The organism is Halorubrum marinum (assembly GCF_048381195.1).
Classification (GTDB): Archaea; Halobacteriota; Halobacteria; order Halobacteriales; family Haloferacaceae; genus Halorubrum.
The window spans coordinates 253,257-268,750 of record NZ_JBLWMM010000001.1; the positions used below are offsets into that span (position 1 = coordinate 253,257).

General features: G+C 66.3%; 12 protein-coding genes. 8 read left to right on the top strand and 4 right to left on the bottom strand.

Going from position 1 to position 15,494, the window contains the following annotated elements; translation table 11 throughout:
* Positions 1–41: 41 nt before the first annotated feature.
* From ACNSN4_RS01325 to ACNSN4_RS01340, 4 genes are all read left to right on the top strand, one after another.
* A complete protein-coding gene (locus ACNSN4_RS01325; RefSeq protein WP_418283965.1) occupies positions 42–1,427 on the top strand; it encodes a cryptochrome/photolyase family protein in 1,386 nt (461 codons plus the stop codon).
* 52 nt (positions 1,428–1,479) lie between these two features.
* Positions 1,480–2,739, top strand: coding sequence for a threonine ammonia-lyase (gene ilvA / locus ACNSN4_RS01330; RefSeq protein ID WP_418283966.1), 1,260 nt, complete (start codon positions 1,480–1,482; stop codon positions 2,737–2,739).
* Between the two features lie 337 nt (positions 2,740–3,076).
* On the top strand, positions 3,077–4,570 hold the full coding sequence (cysS, locus tag ACNSN4_RS01335) for a cysteine--tRNA ligase (RefSeq protein WP_418283967.1): 1,494 nt from the start codon (positions 3,077–3,079) through the stop codon (positions 4,568–4,570).
* A gap of 276 nt (positions 4,571–4,846) precedes the next feature.
* Positions 4,847–6,115, top strand: a complete 1,269-nt coding sequence (locus ACNSN4_RS01340; RefSeq protein ID WP_418283968.1) for an RNA-guided endonuclease InsQ/TnpB family protein — start codon at positions 4,847–4,849, stop codon at positions 6,113–6,115.
* Between the two features lie 45 nt (positions 6,116–6,160).
* Here ACNSN4_RS01340 and pheA read toward each other — a convergent pair whose 3' ends face one another.
* Positions 6,161–6,967: a prephenate dehydratase gene (gene pheA / locus ACNSN4_RS01345; protein WP_418283969.1), complete on the bottom strand. Its 807-nt coding sequence runs from the start codon at positions 6,965–6,967 to the stop codon at positions 6,161–6,163.
* 114 nt (positions 6,968–7,081) lie between these two features.
* Complete coding sequence (locus ACNSN4_RS01350) at positions 7,082–7,603, bottom strand: DUF7523 family protein (protein ID WP_418284346.1); 522 nt, start codon at positions 7,601–7,603, stop codon at positions 7,082–7,084.
* Between the two features lie 149 nt (positions 7,604–7,752).
* On the opposite strand from ACNSN4_RS01350, the gene ACNSN4_RS01355 reads away from it, so the two are divergent.
* Together ACNSN4_RS01355 and ACNSN4_RS01360 are read left to right on the top strand one after the other, a co-directional pair.
* A complete protein-coding gene (locus ACNSN4_RS01355) occupies positions 7,753–8,622 on the top strand; it encodes a CbiX/SirB N-terminal domain-containing protein (RefSeq protein WP_418283970.1) in 870 nt (289 codons plus the stop codon).
* Positions 8,623–8,624: 2 nt separating this feature from the next.
* The gene (locus ACNSN4_RS01360) at positions 8,625–9,830 is read left to right on the top strand and encodes a DR2241 family protein (RefSeq protein ID WP_418283971.1); all 1,206 of its coding nucleotides are present in this window, start codon (positions 8,625–8,627) and stop codon (positions 9,828–9,830) included.
* Positions 9,831–9,958: 128 nt separating this feature from the next.
* Here the strand turns inward: ACNSN4_RS01360 and ACNSN4_RS01365 are convergent, their stop codons facing one another.
* Both ACNSN4_RS01365 and ACNSN4_RS01370 read right to left on the bottom strand, forming a co-directional pair.
* A complete protein-coding gene (locus tag ACNSN4_RS01365; protein ID WP_418283972.1) occupies positions 9,959–10,420 on the bottom strand; it encodes an SRPBCC family protein in 462 nt (153 codons plus the stop codon).
* Positions 10,421–10,534: 114 nt separating this feature from the next.
* The gene (locus ACNSN4_RS01370) at positions 10,535–10,849 is read right to left on the bottom strand and encodes a HalOD1 output domain-containing protein (protein ID WP_418284347.1); all 315 of its coding nucleotides are present in this window, start codon (positions 10,847–10,849) and stop codon (positions 10,535–10,537) included.
* Between the two features lie 290 nt (positions 10,850–11,139).
* Between ACNSN4_RS01370 and ACNSN4_RS01375 the strand changes: the two genes are divergently transcribed.
* Positions 11,140–13,776, top strand: coding sequence for a DNA topoisomerase I (locus ACNSN4_RS01375; protein WP_418283973.1), 2,637 nt, complete (start codon positions 11,140–11,142; stop codon positions 13,774–13,776).
* 107 nt (positions 13,777–13,883) lie between these two features.
* On the top strand, positions 13,884–15,494 hold the full coding sequence (locus ACNSN4_RS01380) for a PAS domain-containing sensor histidine kinase (RefSeq protein ID WP_418283974.1): 1,611 nt from the start codon (positions 13,884–13,886) through the stop codon (positions 15,492–15,494).

The following is a 15,494-nucleotide window of genomic DNA, read 5'->3' on the forward strand; positions in this document are numbered from 1 at the left end:
TCAGGCGAAGGACACTATCCGCCGGAACCCCTGTGATCTGTATGCACTTGTTCTGGCATCGGTGCGACCCGAGAACCCGCGACAACGCCGGGCTCGCGGCGGCCGCCCGGGCGGGCACGGTCGCCCCCGTGTTCGTGTACGACGCGGACCTGCTCGCGACGATCGGCGCACGCCAACGGGGGTTCTTTCTCCGGAGCGTGAAACGGTTGGAGGAGCGGTACCGCGAGCTCGACAGCGACCTGACCGTTCGCGCGGGCGACCCGAACGAGGTCCTCGTCGACCTCGCGGCGGAGTTCGACGCGGAGACGGTCTTTTATAACGACGGGTACAGACCGTCGCGTCGGAACCGGCAGCGCGCGGTCGAGGACGCCCTCGCGGCTGCCGGCGTCGACACCGACTCGCGGACGGACCGCGTGTTGGTCGATCCCGGGCGGCTGGAATCCCAGTACCGGAACCACAGTCAGTTCCACGACGATTGGGAGGCGGTCCCCACGCACGGCCCCTATCCGGAGCCCGACGCGGAGTCTCTCGCGAGCGTCCGCGACGCCGAGACGGTTCCGGAGCCGGACGTCGACATCGAGCTTCCGGAGGCGGGGTACGAGGCGGCCCGAAAGCGATTCGACGACTTCCTCGAGCACGGTATCACCTCCTACAACGACACGCGAGACGACCTCGCAAAGGCCGTCGAGGCGCCGACCCACGCGGTCTCTCGCATGTCGCCGTACCTCGCGACGGGCGCGATCGGGATCCGGGAGGTGTGGGACGGCGCGAGCGACGTCTACGACGCCGTGACCGGCGGTGAGCGTCGCAACGTCGACAAGTACCGCTACGAGCTGTCGTGGCGCGAGCAGATGTATCACCTGCTGTACTACACCCCCGATCTGGCCGTTTCGAACTACAAATCGTTCCCCAACGAGATCGCGTGGCGCGACGACGACGCGGCCTTCGATTCGTGGACGCGGGGGGAGACCGGCTATCCCCTCATCGACGCCGGGATGCGTCAGCTGAACGAGGAGGGATATATCCACAACCGACCGCGACAGGTCGTCGCCAGCTTCCTCACGAAACACCTCCTGATCGACTGGCGTCGGGGGGCGCGCTACTTCACGAAACAGCTGATCGACCACGACTACGCCTCGAATCACGGCGCGTGGCAGTGGACCGCCTCGACCGGAACCGACTCGGTCGACGTGCGCATCTTCGATCCCGTGAGCCAAATGGCGAAGTACGACGACGGGGCGCACTACGTGAAACGCTACGTCTCGGAGCTGCAGGCGGTTCCGGCGGACAAAATCGTCGACTGGCCGACGCTCTCGCGGGCCGACCGCGAGGGGCTGGCGCCCGACTACCCGCATCCGATCGTCGACCGCAACGAGGGGTACGAGCGCGCACAGCGCGTCTTCGAGGAGGCGCTCGGTAAGCGCTGACTCCGTTCCGTACCCGAGTCACTTTTCACGCGGTGCGGTGAACACGGTCGTCATGTCCTCCGTCACCATCGCCGACATCGAGGCCGCGGCCGACCGGCTCGACGCCGCGGCGATCGTCCAGCGGACGGCGGTCGAGCGGAGCCGGTCGCTGAGCGAGCGCTGCGGCGCCGACGTCCACCTGAAGATGGAACACCTCCAGCGCACCGGCTCGTTTAAAACGCGCGGCGCGTACAACGCGATCTCGCTGGCCGTCGACGGCTCCGGACCGGGGTCCGAAGAGCCCGAGATCGACCACGTGGTCGCGGCGAGCGCGGGCAACCACGCGCAGGGCGTCGCGCTGGCGGCCGCGGGCGCGGGGATCGACGCGACGATCGTGATGCCGGAGTCGGCGCCGGCGGCGAAGATCGAGGCGACCCGCGGCTACGGCGCCGAGGTCGTGCTCCGTGGAAACGCCTTCCCGGAGGCGATGGCGCACGCGCAGACGCTGATCGACGATCCCGGGACGCGGTTCGTTCACGCCTTCGACGATCCGGACGTGGTCGCCGGGCAGGGGACGCTCGGGTTGGAGCTGCTCGACCAGCTCCCGGCCGTCGACACCGTGCTCGTTCCGGTCGGCGGGGGCGGGCTCGCGGGCGGCGTCGCGACCGCGATCAAGGCCCGCTCGCCCGAGACGCGGGTCGTGGGGGTGCAGACCGACGGGGCCTCGACGCTCTCGGAGAGCCTCGCGGCCGGCGAGTTGGTCACGCGCGAGGAGCCCGACACGATCGCGGACGGGATCGCGACCGGCGGGCTGAGCGACCTCACCTTCGGCCTGTTGGAGGCGCACCTCGACGACGTGGTGGTCGTCAGCGACGACGACGTGGCCGCCGCCATTCTCCTCCTCTTAGAGCGCGCGAAGCAGATGGTCGAGGGCGCGGGCGCGACCGCCGCGGCGGCCCTGCTCGACGACGCGATCGTCGACGACCTCGATCTGGCGGGCGAGACGGTCGTTCCCCTGCTCTGCGGCGGCAACATCGACGTCACCACGCTGAAGGAGGTGGTGACGCACGCGCTCGTGGAACGCCACCAGCTCATCGAGCTCGCCGTGCGGATCGATGACACGCCCGGCACGATGGGCGAGATCGCCACCCTGATCGGCGCGGAGCGCGCGAACATCCGGACGGTCCGCCACGAGCGCAGCCGCCCCGACCTCCCCGTGGGCGACGCCGACCTCGTGTTCGAGGTGGAGACGAACGGCCCGGCACACGTCGATCGTGTGTTAAAAGCGGTGCGCGAGGCGGGGTATCCGGTGGAGTGGACGACGGAAGCGTAGTGGTGGGCGGCGTTGATTTATAAATTGGTCTGCGATGGCGTGCGCCTGCGATGCTGTGCGGGGCGGGGTGGGACTCAAAGGGGCAGTGGCGAGTCCTCGCGGCTGGGGCTTCGGAAGCGTTCGCCGTCGATCCGTCGTCGACTGCTTATAAGCGAGCGGCTGGGGCTTTATCAGTAGTCACCGTACCGCCGCTCGCAACGACGGTTGCTCGGCAGCGATCCCCGGATGCCTGAGAAGCGGCTGTTTATAAGCAGACGATCGAACCACCGGGACGCTCGTCGCGACGGCCTCGATCGATCCGACGGGTTAAAACTCTCACCAGAGCAACGACTCGGTAATGAGTCTCGTCGTTACCGACACCCTGGAAGACGAGCGCGTCGAGTTCACGGCCGACGGTGACGTCACGCTCTACGTCTGCGGACTGACGGTGTCGGACGACCCCCACCTCGGGCACGCTCGGCTGTGGTTCCACGCGGACGTCCTCCACCGGTGGCTCGAACACGTCGGCTACGACGTGCGCCACGTCGAGAACGTCACCGACGTCAACGAGAAGATCACCGCCCGCGTCGGCGAGCGCGACGACTGGGAAGCCGAGCGCGACGTGGCCGAGTCCTTTACCGCGACCACCTTCGACGCGATGCGCGGGCTGAACCTGCTCCGCGCGGAGGTGTACCCTCGCGTCACGGAGCACGTCCCGGAAATCCGAGAGCTCGTCGGGACGCTGGTCGAGAAGGGGTACGCCTACGAGTCGAACGGCTCCGTCTACTTCGACGTGACGACGTTCGACGAGTACGGGAAGCTCTCGAACCAGAACGTCGAGGACCTGGAGGCGCAGGGCGAGCCGGACGAGCGGTCCGAGAAGCGCAACCCGTCGGACTTCGCGCTGTGGAAGGCCGACGGCGTGAGCGAGACGGCCGCGCGCGAGCACGCGAAACACGAGCACGGCGAGACGACGCCGTCGGGCGAGACGTGGGACTCCCCGTGGAGCGAGGGGCGGCCGGGCTGGCACGTCGAGTGCTCGGCGATGTCGACGACGCACCTCGGCGACACGCTGGACATCCACATGGGCGGGCGCGATCTGGTCTTCCCGCACCACGAAAACGAGATCGCGCAGTCGGAGGCGGCGACCGGCGAGACGTTCGCGCGTCACTGGCTCCACGTCGGCCTCCTCGCGATGGACGGCGAGAAGATGTCGTCTTCGATCGGCAACTTCTGGACGGTGCCGGACGCCCTTGCGGAACTCGGCGTCAACGTGATTCGCACCTTCTACGCCGGGGCCGCCTACCGCTCCGAGCAGGCGCTCACCGAGGAGACGATCGCGGAGGCCGAGGAGCGCTGGGAGCGACTCTCCCGGACCTACGACCGCGCGGTGGCGGCGCTGGACTCCGTGGACGCTCGCTCGAAGGCCGAAGACGGCGGGCTTCGCGGAGCGGTCGAGACGGCTCGGGACGAGTTCGAGACCGCGATGAACGACGACCTGAACCTCCGGGAGGCGACCGCGGCGCTCCTCGAACTCACCGACGCGGTGAACCGGCACGTGGACGACGTGGAGGACGGCGCTCTCGACTCCGCCTACGACTACCGCGGCCTCCGAGAGGCCGTCGAGGCGTTCGACGAACTCGGCGGCGACGTGTTGGGCCTCCAGTTCGGGTCGACGAGCGACGGCGAGGTCGAGCTGGCCGGCGAGCTCGTCGAGCTGATCCTGAACGTCCGGGAAGCGGAGCGCGAGGCCGGCAACTACGAGCGCGCAGACGAGCTCCGCGACGCGCTGCGCGACGTGGGCGTCGAGATCGAAGACGGGTCGGACGGCGCGACGTACCGATTTGAGTAATAGGGTGATTGGGTTTTCGCGAGAGTGATCGTCGGGGCGGTGACGACCGTCGAGGTTTCGGCTGCTCGCTTATAAGTCGGTGACGCTGCGGGGACCACTGCCAAAGGCCCAGCCGCTCGCTTATGGAAATTACAAGGCTAAAACCCCGCCCTTCAGGGCGGGGATACAGCCGACAACACCTCCACTAACCACGTTCGATGGCACAACCGGATATTCCACGCCTCAGCCGTTACTTTTAATATACTGATTTTTATAAGTACTTATGAACACAGTCAGATGCTGGAGACAACCCGTACCTATCGAGCGAAAATCGTCAACCACCAACAGGTGAGCGACGACCTCGATGACTGTGGGCACTCAGCATCCAAACTGTGGAACGTCGCCCGTTACCACGCCCAACAAGAATGGGATGAAACTGGCGAGATTCCGTCCGAAGCCGACCTCAAGCACGAACTAAAAGACCACGAACGATACAGTGACCTACATTCTCAGTCAAGTCAGCGCGTTCTTGAAGAACTCGCTGAGTCGTTCAACGGTTGGTTCAAAAAGCGCAAGAACGGTGACATAGACGCGAATCCTCCCGGCTATCGAAAGCGAGGCGACAACCACCCACGCTCCACCGTGACGTGGAAACAGAACGGCATCAAACACGACTCCAAGCACAACAAACTCCGTCTGAGCAAAGGATTCAACCTGAAGAACCACCGCTCAGACTTCATCCTCACAGAGTACGAAACACGACCGGACGTAACCGTGGAGAACATCCAGCAAGTGCGGGCTGTGTGGAACGGCGACCGCTGGGAACTGCACCTCGTCTGCAAGGTCAAAATTCCTGTTGAGGACGCCCCCGGCGACAACACGGCTGGAATCGATCTCGGTATCAAGAACTACCTCGCTATTGGCTACGACGATGGTGATGCGGAGTTGTATCCGGGGAACGTGTTGAAACAGGACAAACACTACTTCACCCGCGACGAGTACGACACCGAAGGCGAGAACGGCCCGTCACACCGTGCGCTCCGCGCCCGACAGAAACTCTCGCGTCGGAAAGACCACTTCCTGCACGCCCTCGCCAAACACATCGTTGAGCAGTGCATCGACCACGCGGTCGGTCGCATCGCTGTTGGCGACTTGAGCAAGATTCGAGAAGAGGAGAACGGCGACTCGCGGAACTGGGGTAAGCGCGGGAACAAGAAACTCCACGGGTGGGAATTCGACCGCTTCACGACGCTCTTAGAGTACAAAGCAGAGGAACACGGTATCCTTGTTGACCGTGTGTCTGAGCGAAACACATCGAAGACGTGTTCGTGTTGTGGTCGGAAGCGGGATGCGAATCGCGTGGAGCGTGGTCTGTACGTCTGTGAGTCGTGCGGAGCGACGATGAACGCAGACGTGAATGGTGCAGTGAACATTCGTAGAAAGATAACTCAGAGTCCTCCCACGGAGGATATGAGTAACGGTCGTTTGGCACGGCCAGCAGTCCACCTGTTCAATCAAACCTCGGGGCGTTTCGCACCGAGCGAACAGGTTGGTTGCAAACCCTAATATCCCAACGCTCGGGAATCCTCGCTCTTTAGGGCGGGGAGGATGTCAATCTAACACGTGCTGGGTATCGTACGACCCGAGCACGCGCACCCAGCCGTTGTCGGCGATCGCTTCGATGTCTTCGACCGCTTTCGCCATGTGCTCCTCGTAGAGCCCGGCGTCGACGTCGAAGTGGAACAGGTAGTCGCCGAGGCGCTCGCCGCTCGGCCGCGACTCGATCCGCGAGAGGTTGAGGTTGCGGTCGGCGAAGGCCTCCAAGAGTTCCAAGAGGAGGCCGGGGTAGTTCGCGTTCGGGTAGACGATGAGCGTCGTCTTCCCGCCGGCGTCGGAGCGAGCCGACTCGGGGGCGACGACGAGGAACCGCGTCGCGTTGGAGGTGCGGTCCTGGATGTCCTCGGCGAGGATGGTGAGGTCGTCGCCGACGTTGTCCGGATGGCCGATCCCGGCGATGCGGGCGTCCTCGCGGGCACGCTCGACGCCGCGGGCGGTGGAGGCGACCGCTTCGAGACCGGCGTCCGGGTAGTGTTCGTCCAGCCAGTTGCGACACTGCGCGAGCGCCTGCGAGTGGCTGGCGACGACCTCGAACTCCGGCCCCTGCGCGAGCAGGGCGTGCCGGATGGGGGTGACGATCTCGCGAGTGACCGCGACGTCGTAGTCGGCCAGCGCGTCGAGGCTCTCCGTGACGGACCCCTCGATGCTGTTCTCGATGGGGACCACGCCCCGCTCGAACTCGCCGGCCTCGACGGCGTCGACGATGGCCGTGACCGACTCGCGGAACGACACTTCGGCGGCGACGGCCCGCGCCGCACGGTGGGAGTACGTGCCGGCGGGACCGAGCGTGACGGCGTTCATCGATTGCTCTTATAAGACCGGTCCGGAAAAGCCTACGGGGTTTGACGAATTCTGCGGGCGATTGTCGTCGGCGCCCGCCTCTCGGTGCTTTCGCCGTCGAATCGAAGCGGAATTTCACCGAGTTTCCGGGATCGCGCGGAGTGCCGCCTCGACGACTCGAACCGCGGTCGCGCCCTCCCGTCTCCCGACGACGACGAGGAGCGAATCGCCCGCGGCCCCCGCGGCGACGGGAGCGATATCGGCGGCGCGAAGGCGGTCGAGCGTCTCCGCGAGCGCCGCGGCGTCCACGTCGCCGTTCGCGATGACGGCGGTCGCGTCGCCCTCGGGAACGACGGCCGAGCCGGCGATCCGCAGCAGCGCATCTGCTTCGTGCTCTCGGGGCTCTTCGGGCTCGTCGACCACGCCCACGCCGCTCCGCATCGACACGCTCGCCGAGCGCTCAGCGGTCGCGTACGTTGGCTGCTCCTCGCGGAACCGACGGAGGGCCGTCGCGATCGCGTCGGCGTCGCCGTCGAGGTCGGCCTCCGCTGCGAGCCACGCCGCGGCGGCGCTGTGGTTCACGACTCCCGCACGGAGCGCGTCGAAGAGGAAGGGCCGCGCTCTGACCGCATCTCGTGTCTCGGCTGCCAGCGACATAGGTGAGTCTGGGCCACGAGTCGTGATGGCGATTTCGGTCGTCCGCCGCCGTTGGCCTCCGGTGATCGAGAGCCCGCGGCGGCCGCGCGGGATTCCCGTTTCGCCGCGCGTGCCGAAGTCCATAAGAGCGGCGCGACCCCAGATCGGATATGCAGTCGCTCGTCATCGTCGCACACGGCTCACACCTCAATCCGGGTTCGAGCGCGCCGACGTACGACCACGCGGACACGATCCGCGCGACCGGCGCGTTCGACGAGGTGAAAACCGGTTTCTGGAAGGAAGAGCCGCACTTCCGAGAGGTGCTTCGTACCGTCGAGGGCGACGAGATCTACGTCGTCCCGTTGTTCGTCTCCGAGGGGTACTTCACCGAACAGGTGATTCCCCGCGAGCTTCGACTGGAAGGGTGGGACGTCTCCGAGTGGAACTCCGACGGCCTCTCCGCCGACCAGGCCACGCTCGTCGCCGAGGACATCGACCGCGAGGTCCACTACTGCGGTCCGGTCGGGACCCACCGCGCGATGACCGACGTGATCGTCCGGCGCGCGGAGTCGGTCACCGGCGACCCCGACGTGGGCGAGGAGTTCGGCCTCGCCGTCGTCGGCCACGGCACCGAGCGCAACGAGAACTCGGCGAAGGCGGTCAAGTATCACGCCGACCGGATACGCGACCGCGACCGCTTCGACGAGGTGAAAGCGCTGTACATGGACGAGGACCCCGAGGTCGACGACCTCCCCGAGTTCTTCGAGAGCGACGACGTCGTTCTGGTCCCCCTCTTCATCGCCGACGGCTACCACACGCAGGAGGACATCCCGGAAGACGTCGGTCTCTGTGCGGACCACACCGAGGGCTACGACGTGCCCACCGAGGTCGACGGCACCCGGATCTGGTACGCCGGCGCGGTCGGCACCGAGCCGCTGATGGCCGACGTCATTCTGGAGCGCGCCGCCGACGCCGGGGCCGACCTCGGCACCGCGCTGGAGGCCGTGCGCGAAACGACTCGCGTCGCCACGGGGGACTGACCGTGGCCGAAACCACCGCCGACCGGACTCGGCCGGACGACGACGAGCCCTCTGTCCCCGATATCGACCTCCCGAGCGACGCCTTCGATGCGGTGCTCACTGCGCTCGCCGGTCTCGATCCCGGCGAGGACCTCCGATTCGAGGGGTTTGCAGTCGGTGTCGAGCCCGACGGAGACGACGCGTCCGCGACCGAGGCGACGTACCGGCTCGACCCCGCTGGCGACGATCCGCAGACGGAACTGAGCGACCGCGAACTCCACGCGGCGCTCGACGAGCGCGCCCCAGCAGTTACGGACTGGTACGTCTTCGAGCGCGTCGTCGGCGAGTTCGGGCCGCGCCGCGCGTTTCTGCGTTGGATCGAGGACGCCGACGGCGCGACGGTCGATGCCCGGTACGCCGCGCTCGCGGCGGGAATCGAGCGCGCGTGGGGGGAGCTAGCGATTACGGCGACGGTCACGGACCGCGGCGAGCGCCGGTACGACGTGCGCCACGCAGACGACGCGGGGGTCCCCGTCGACGAGTTGGATACGTACGAGGACCCGCTCGACGCCCGCGAGCTGGTGACCTTCGACGCGAAGGGCCGCTACCGACCGCTCAAGACGGCTCCGTCGCTCGTAGGTGGGTGGGTCTTCCCCGATCTCGGGCCGCGAGACGCGTACGAGGCGGTCGAGACGATCTACCCGGCGACGGTCGCCAACTGGCACCGCGAGCGGGAGGGCGAGCTCGACGTGAATCACTGGCGCGAGACGATGGAGCGACAGTCCGGCATCTACGGCGTCGTGAAGACGTGGGACCGCGGCGAGGGCCACGAGCACGTCGACTGGGTCGCGGAGGCCTGCTGTGACGACTCGCAGTGTCTGAAACGCCGGGAGTGGGAGTACGACGAGGAGACCGATCTCGACGTCGACGGCGGCGACGGCGTGTTCCCCTGCCGCGAGCCTTGTTCGGTCGTCGTCTCGGCCGCCCGTAAGTGGACGCGGCTGGAGAGCGAGCGGCCGCGGACCTACGAGTTCGAGCTGACGCCGAGCGAGAAGGAGCAGGTCGAGGACATCATCAATGCGGTCGCCGACGGTCGGATCGACGAGATCCGCGAGGCCGACACGAAGGAGGGTGCGAACCGGTATCGAGCCCGCTTTTTGCGCGCCAAGCTGTTCGACGACGAGGGGAACCTCGGCGGCGTGCCGACCGAGCCGGACGACGAGGAGTAGGGCGCGCCGTGTCGGTTCGCAACGAGAAATGACAATTTACTAAAATATCTGCGAGTCCGATGGAGAGTAACTGTTCGTAGGGAGCTTCACCGGAATCGCAATTGGGGAGGGCAGACTGGACGTATCGATCACGCGTCGGACGCGGCGACGACCGTTGCTTCGGCCTCGACGAGGTCCTTGGTGTGTTCGAGGTGGTTTTTGAACTGGCGGTTGTTGTAGCGCGTGGCGACCGGCTCAGTCAGGCGTCCGAGCAGCGAGTCGCCGAACTCGTACTCCGCTTCGAGCTCGAGCCGGGTCCCCGTCTCGGTCTCCGCGTAGCGGTTGTGCATCGTGCCGTGCATCCGATCGTTGCGGAACTCGGTGACGACATGGGCGTTGGGTTCGACGACTGTCATCGTTATCTCCCCCTCCATCTTGATCCCGAGCAAGCTGTAGGTCCCCTTCAGTTGGACGGTGTCACCGGTCTCTTCGATAATTTCGAGGTCAGTCAGGCTGGCCATCGTCCGGGGCCAGTTTCGGGGGTCGGTATCGAACGCGAACACGGATTCGACCGGCGCTTCGATATCGACGCTATATCGGTAACTGTGCATAGTAATTCACCTTCTCGTTGGCCCATCCCTCACGACGGCTCTGAGAGCCGATCGGCGGTCGGTCAACTATCCTTATAAAGGGTTGCTGAGCTGATAATCGTTTCGTGCGCCGTGCTATGCGCTCACAGATGAGGGCGTTTCTTCCGTTGGGGTAAACTGAATCCAACGGTTCTCTATCTTGACCGCGTACCCCTGATACTGGAAGGTGAGTTGATACGGAGTCGAAGACTCCCTCGCGTGAGCGACGAACGAGTCCAACGCATCCGGATCTACGCTGTCCCACAACGATTCGAGGTCGTCTAGGTCTTTGTCAATCACGTTGGCAATACTTCTGACCACTGTACAACTCGTCGATTGGTCTGCGGTCTCGTCTAAATCGACCTTGTATACCGGAACGGCATCATCCCAGTTTTTTTGGATGTTCATCATGATTAGGTGACAGGATGATTGGTGCTCTTCCAACAGACTGAGTCGTCCGTGCTAACACAAAGCGTTTCTACCAAATATATTCGGTTGGGTATTTAACAGTATGAGCCCGCAAACAGGGTATTTCCGACAGCGCCTCTGTGATCAACCACCGTCGCCGACACCGACCCACCGATCGTCGCGGACACCGCGAACGCGGCGAATACCGTGAGCGTACGCGTATCCCCGCACGTGCGGACGGTTATGCGTGTGTCACGAAACCTTTAGACGGGGGAGCGGCCTATCTCGGGGTAATGAGTCGCGGCCCCGAACTGATAATCACGGAGAAAGACAACGCGGCGCGCCGCATCGCGGAGATCCTGAGCGGCGAGTCCGCGACGACGGAGCGGCAGAACGACGTCAACGTGTACAAGTGGGGCGGCAAGCGCTGTATCGGCCTCTCCGGCCACGTCGTCGGGGTCGATTTCCCGACGGAGTACAACGACTGGCGCGACGTGGAGCCGGTCGAGCTGATCGACGCCCCGGTCACCAAGGAGGCGACCCAGGAGGGGATCGTCGCGGCCCTCCGAACGCTCGCGCGCGACGCCTCCCGGGTCGTCATCGCGACCGACTACGATCGCGAGGGCGAACTGATCGGGAAGGAAGCGTACGAGCTGGTCCGCGAGGTCAACGAGGACGCCCCCATCGACCGCGTTCGGTTCTCCTCGATCACCGACAACGAGGTGAACGAGGCGTTCGCGAACCCCGACGAGCTCGACTTTGACCTCGCTGCCGCCGGTGAGGCACGCCAAGTGATCGACCTCACGTGGGGCGCGGCGCTCACCCGATTCCTCTCCCTGTCGGCCCGCCAGCTCGGTGACGACTTCATCTCCGTCGGCCGGGTGCAGGGACCGACCCTCAAGCTGATCGTCGACCGCGAGCGGGAGATCCAGGCGTTCGACGCGGAGGCGTACTGGGAGCTGTACGGCAACCTGACGAAGGCGGGCGGCGATCCCTTCGAGGCGCGCTACTTCTACCTGAACGACGAGGGTAACGAGGCGGAACGCGTCTGGGACGGCGACGTCGCCGAGGTGCTCACGGACGCGCTCGCTGCGGCCGACGAGACGGTCGTCGACGACGTGCGCCGTCGGACGCGAACCGACGAGCCGCCGACCCCGTTTAACACCACGGCGTTCATCCGCGCCGCGGGCTCGCTCGGCTACTCCGCACAGCGCGCCATGTCGCTCGCGGAGGACCTGTACACCGCCGGCTACGCCACCTACCCGCGGACGGACAACACGGTGTACCCCGAGGACTTAGAGCCTCGCGAACTGATCGAGGAGCTGTCGGCGGCCTCGACGTTCGGCGAAGACGCGAAGCGCCTGCTGGACGCGGACCGCGAGATCGAGCCGACCGAGGGCGACAAGGAGACGACCGACCACCCGCCGATCCACCCGACCGGCGAGCTCCCCTCGGCGTCGGACCTCTCGGAGGACGAGTGGGAGGTGTACGAGCTGATCGTTCGCCGCTTCCTCGCGACCTGTGCCGAGCCGGCGACGTGGGAGCGGCTCCGCGTCGTCGCGCTCGCGAACGGCGCGGCGACGGAGATCGCCGAGCGCGCGGACGGGCTCGCCGCCCTGCGCGACCCCGAGGAGGCGACCGGCCCCGCCGACCTCGTCGCCGACGGCGGCCTCCGACTGAAGGCGAACGGGAAGCGCCTCTTGGAGGCGGGATACCACGACGTGTATCCGTACCGTTCCAGCGACGAGCGGATCGTCCCCGACGTCGAGGTCGGTGAGACGCTCGCGCTCACCGACCGGCGCACGGACGCGAAAGAGACGCAACCGCCGCGTCGATACGGGCAGTCGCGACTCATCGAGGAGATGGAGAAACGCGGCGTCGGCACGAAGGCGACCCGTCACCGCACCCTCGAAAAGCTGTACGACCGCAACTACATCGAGAGCGACCCGCCGCGGCCGACCCGACTCGCGGAGGCGGTCGTCGAGGCCGCCGAGGAGTTCGCCGAGCACGTCGTGAGCGAAGAGATGACCGCACAGTTGGAACGGGACATGCAGTCGATCGCGAGCGGAGAGAAGGGGTACGACGAAGTGACCGAGGCGTCACGAGAGCTGCTCTCGCGCGTGTTCGACGACCTCACCGACTCTCGGGAGGCGGTCGGTGACCACCTTCAGAAGTCGCTGAAAGCGGACAAGACGCTCGGCCCGTGTCCGGAGTGCGGTGCGGACCTCCTCGTTCGGAAGTCGCGACAGGGGTCGTACTTCGTCGGCTGTGACGGGTACCCCGACTGCACGTACACGCTCCCGCTGCCCTCCACCGGGAAGCCGCTCATCCTCGACGAGACCTGCGAGGAGCACGACCTTCGGAACGTGAAGATGCTCGCGGGACGGAAAACGTTCGTCCACGGGTGTCCGCAGTGTAAGGCCGACGAGGCCGACGAACAGGAGGACGAGGTGATCGGGGCGTGTCCCGAGTGTGGAGCGGGCGCGGCTTCGCCGCGAGACGGAGGCGGTGAAACCGCCGACGCCGGCGGCGAGCTGGCCATCAAGCGGCTCCGCTCCGGCTCCCGGCTCGTCGGCTGTACGCGGTATCCAGACTGCGACTACTCGCTGCCGCTCCCGCGACGCGGTGAGATCGAGATCACCGACGAGCGGTGTGAGGAGCACGACCTCCCGCACCTCCGCGTTCACTCCGGTGACGAGCCGTGGGAGCTGGGCTGTCCGATCTGCAACTACCGCGAGTTCACCGCCCGGCAGGAGGGGTCCGAGCTGCAGGCCGTCGAGGGGATCGGCGAGAAGACCGCCGAGAAGCTGCAGGACGCTGGAGTCGACGGCGTCGGCGATCTCAAGTCCGCGGATCCGGACGAGCTAGCGGCCGACGTCGACGGCGTCGGTCCCGATACGGTCCGCGACTGGCAGGCGAAGGCCGACTGAGCGCGGCGGTCGTCGGCAGACAGCGGAAGCCGACCGAGCGAACGATATCCCTCCTGATAGTCAGATCCACAGACACATATTCCTCGGATACATCAGCGGGACTAGACATGGGTGGCGATCAGGGCGACGGTCGACCTTCCGATGAAGGCCGCCAGCTCGACGATGTCCCGCGAGACGCGGATTTCGACGTCGCTCCAGACGAGTTTTCGACGATCTCTCCCGAGAACTCGTCATCTGACAGCTCGTCACCTGACGTGTCGCCGGGAGACGCGTCGGCACCGCCCGCCCTCCGATCGTTCGTCGAAGCGATTCCGACCCCCACGCTCGCGTGCGATCCGGACACGCGAGCGATCCGCGCGGCGAACGCCCCGGCCACCGACCTCCTCGATCGGGACGCCGCGACGCTGACGTTGATGGGTCTCACCGACATCGGCGAGTCGCTGACGACGGTCGACGGGGAGGCGGTCGACGAGGTAGTCGACGCCGCCGTCGAGGAGGACGGCGTCACTCGCTTCGAGTGGAACGTCAGGGACTCTCGCGGGCGATTCTGCCTCTCTGTCTCCGTCCGCACGGCCGAGATTTCGAATCAGGGGTGGCTCGTCGTCGGGCTCACCGACGTCACCGATCGGGTACGTGCCGAAGAGAGCGCACAGTCGCAGCTCCGGGTTCTCGACGCGATCGCGTCCACGACCACGGACGCGCTGTTTCAGTGTACGGTGGACGGCACGCTCGCTCGCTGGAACGAGCGGCTCGCGAGCGACACGGGCTACGCCGCCGAGGAGCTGACGGGGACTACGCTGACGGCGCTGGTCGACGAGGAGAGCCGCGACGCGGTCGCCGAGGCGCTCCAGTCGGTGTACCGCCGCGGCGAGGTGACCGAATGCGAAGCGAGCCTGTTCACCCGATCCGGGGAGCGCGTTCCGTATCGGTTCACGCTCGGGCCGATCGTCGGCGGGGACGACGCTGTCGGCGACGAGACCGGTGACGACGCGATCGACGGCGACGAGGTCGTCGGCGCGGTCGGCATCGGCGAGGACATGACGGAATCCTCGCTTCGAGAGGAGCGACTCGCCGTCCTGACCCGCGTGCTCCGGCACAATTTCCGAAACGATCTCAACGTGGTCACCGGATTCACCCAGCACGCGATCTCGGAGGTCGACGATCCGGACCTCGCCCGAGACCTCGAACGCGTCGTCGCCACCGCCGATCGACTCCTCCGGCTCGGCGAGACCTCTCGACGGGTCGAACGACTGCTCGCCGATCGCCCCACGCCGCGATCGGTCCGCCTCGCCGACGCCGTCGACGAGGCGCTCGTCTCCTTTCCGAGCGAACTCCGCGAGCGCGCCGACATCGCTGTGGACGTCCCCGATAAGCTGACCGTGTCGGCGGTGGGCTACCTCGCGGAAGCGATCACAGAGCTGGTCGACAACGCGATCCGCCACAACGACGCCGAGCGCCCGTGGGTCCGGATCAGCGCCGCCGAACTCCCCAGCGAGTCGTGGACGTCACTCGTGATCGCCGACGACGGTCCCGGAATCCCGCCGACCGAGCGGTCGGTGCTCACCGGCGAAGAGACCCCGCTGGAGCACGCGAGCGGACTCGGACTCTGGTACGTCAACTGGATCGTTACGGCCGGTGGCGGCTCCTTCGACATTCGCGAGAGTAAGGCCGGTGGCACCCGGATCGAGGTCGAACTCCGGACGCTGGACGACGAGTAG

What these genes read in the sequence shown, in the direction of transcription:
- ACNSN4_RS01325 (WP_418283965.1), top strand. Translation starts at nt 42, where the DNA reads ATGCACTTGTTCTGGCATCGGTGCGACCCGAGAACCCGCGACAACGCC.
- ilvA (WP_418283966.1), top strand. Translation starts at nt 1,480, where the DNA reads ATGTCCTCCGTCACCATCGCCGACATCGAGGCCGCGGCCGACCGGCTC.
- cysS (WP_418283967.1), top strand. Translation starts at nt 3,077, where the DNA reads ATGAGTCTCGTCGTTACCGACACCCTGGAAGACGAGCGCGTCGAGTTC.
- ACNSN4_RS01340 (WP_418283968.1), top strand. Translation starts at nt 4,847, where the DNA reads ATGCTGGAGACAACCCGTACCTATCGAGCGAAAATCGTCAACCACCAA.
- pheA (WP_418283969.1), bottom strand. Translation starts at nt 6,967, where the DNA reads ATGAACGCCGTCACGCTCGGTCCCGCCGGCACGTACTCCCACCGTGCG.
- ACNSN4_RS01350 (WP_418284346.1), bottom strand. Translation starts at nt 7,603, where the DNA reads ATGTCGCTGGCAGCCGAGACACGAGATGCGGTCAGAGCGCGGCCCTTC.
- ACNSN4_RS01355 (WP_418283970.1), top strand. Translation starts at nt 7,753, where the DNA reads ATGCAGTCGCTCGTCATCGTCGCACACGGCTCACACCTCAATCCGGGT.
- ACNSN4_RS01365 (WP_418283972.1), bottom strand. Translation starts at nt 10,420, where the DNA reads ATGCACAGTTACCGATATAGCGTCGATATCGAAGCGCCGGTCGAATCC.
- ACNSN4_RS01370 (WP_418284347.1), bottom strand. Translation starts at nt 10,849, where the DNA reads ATGATGAACATCCAAAAAAACTGGGATGATGCCGTTCCGGTATACAAG.
- ACNSN4_RS01375 (WP_418283973.1), top strand. Translation starts at nt 11,140, where the DNA reads ATGAGTCGCGGCCCCGAACTGATAATCACGGAGAAAGACAACGCGGCG.
- ACNSN4_RS01380 (WP_418283974.1), top strand. Translation starts at nt 13,884, where the DNA reads ATGGGTGGCGATCAGGGCGACGGTCGACCTTCCGATGAAGGCCGCCAG.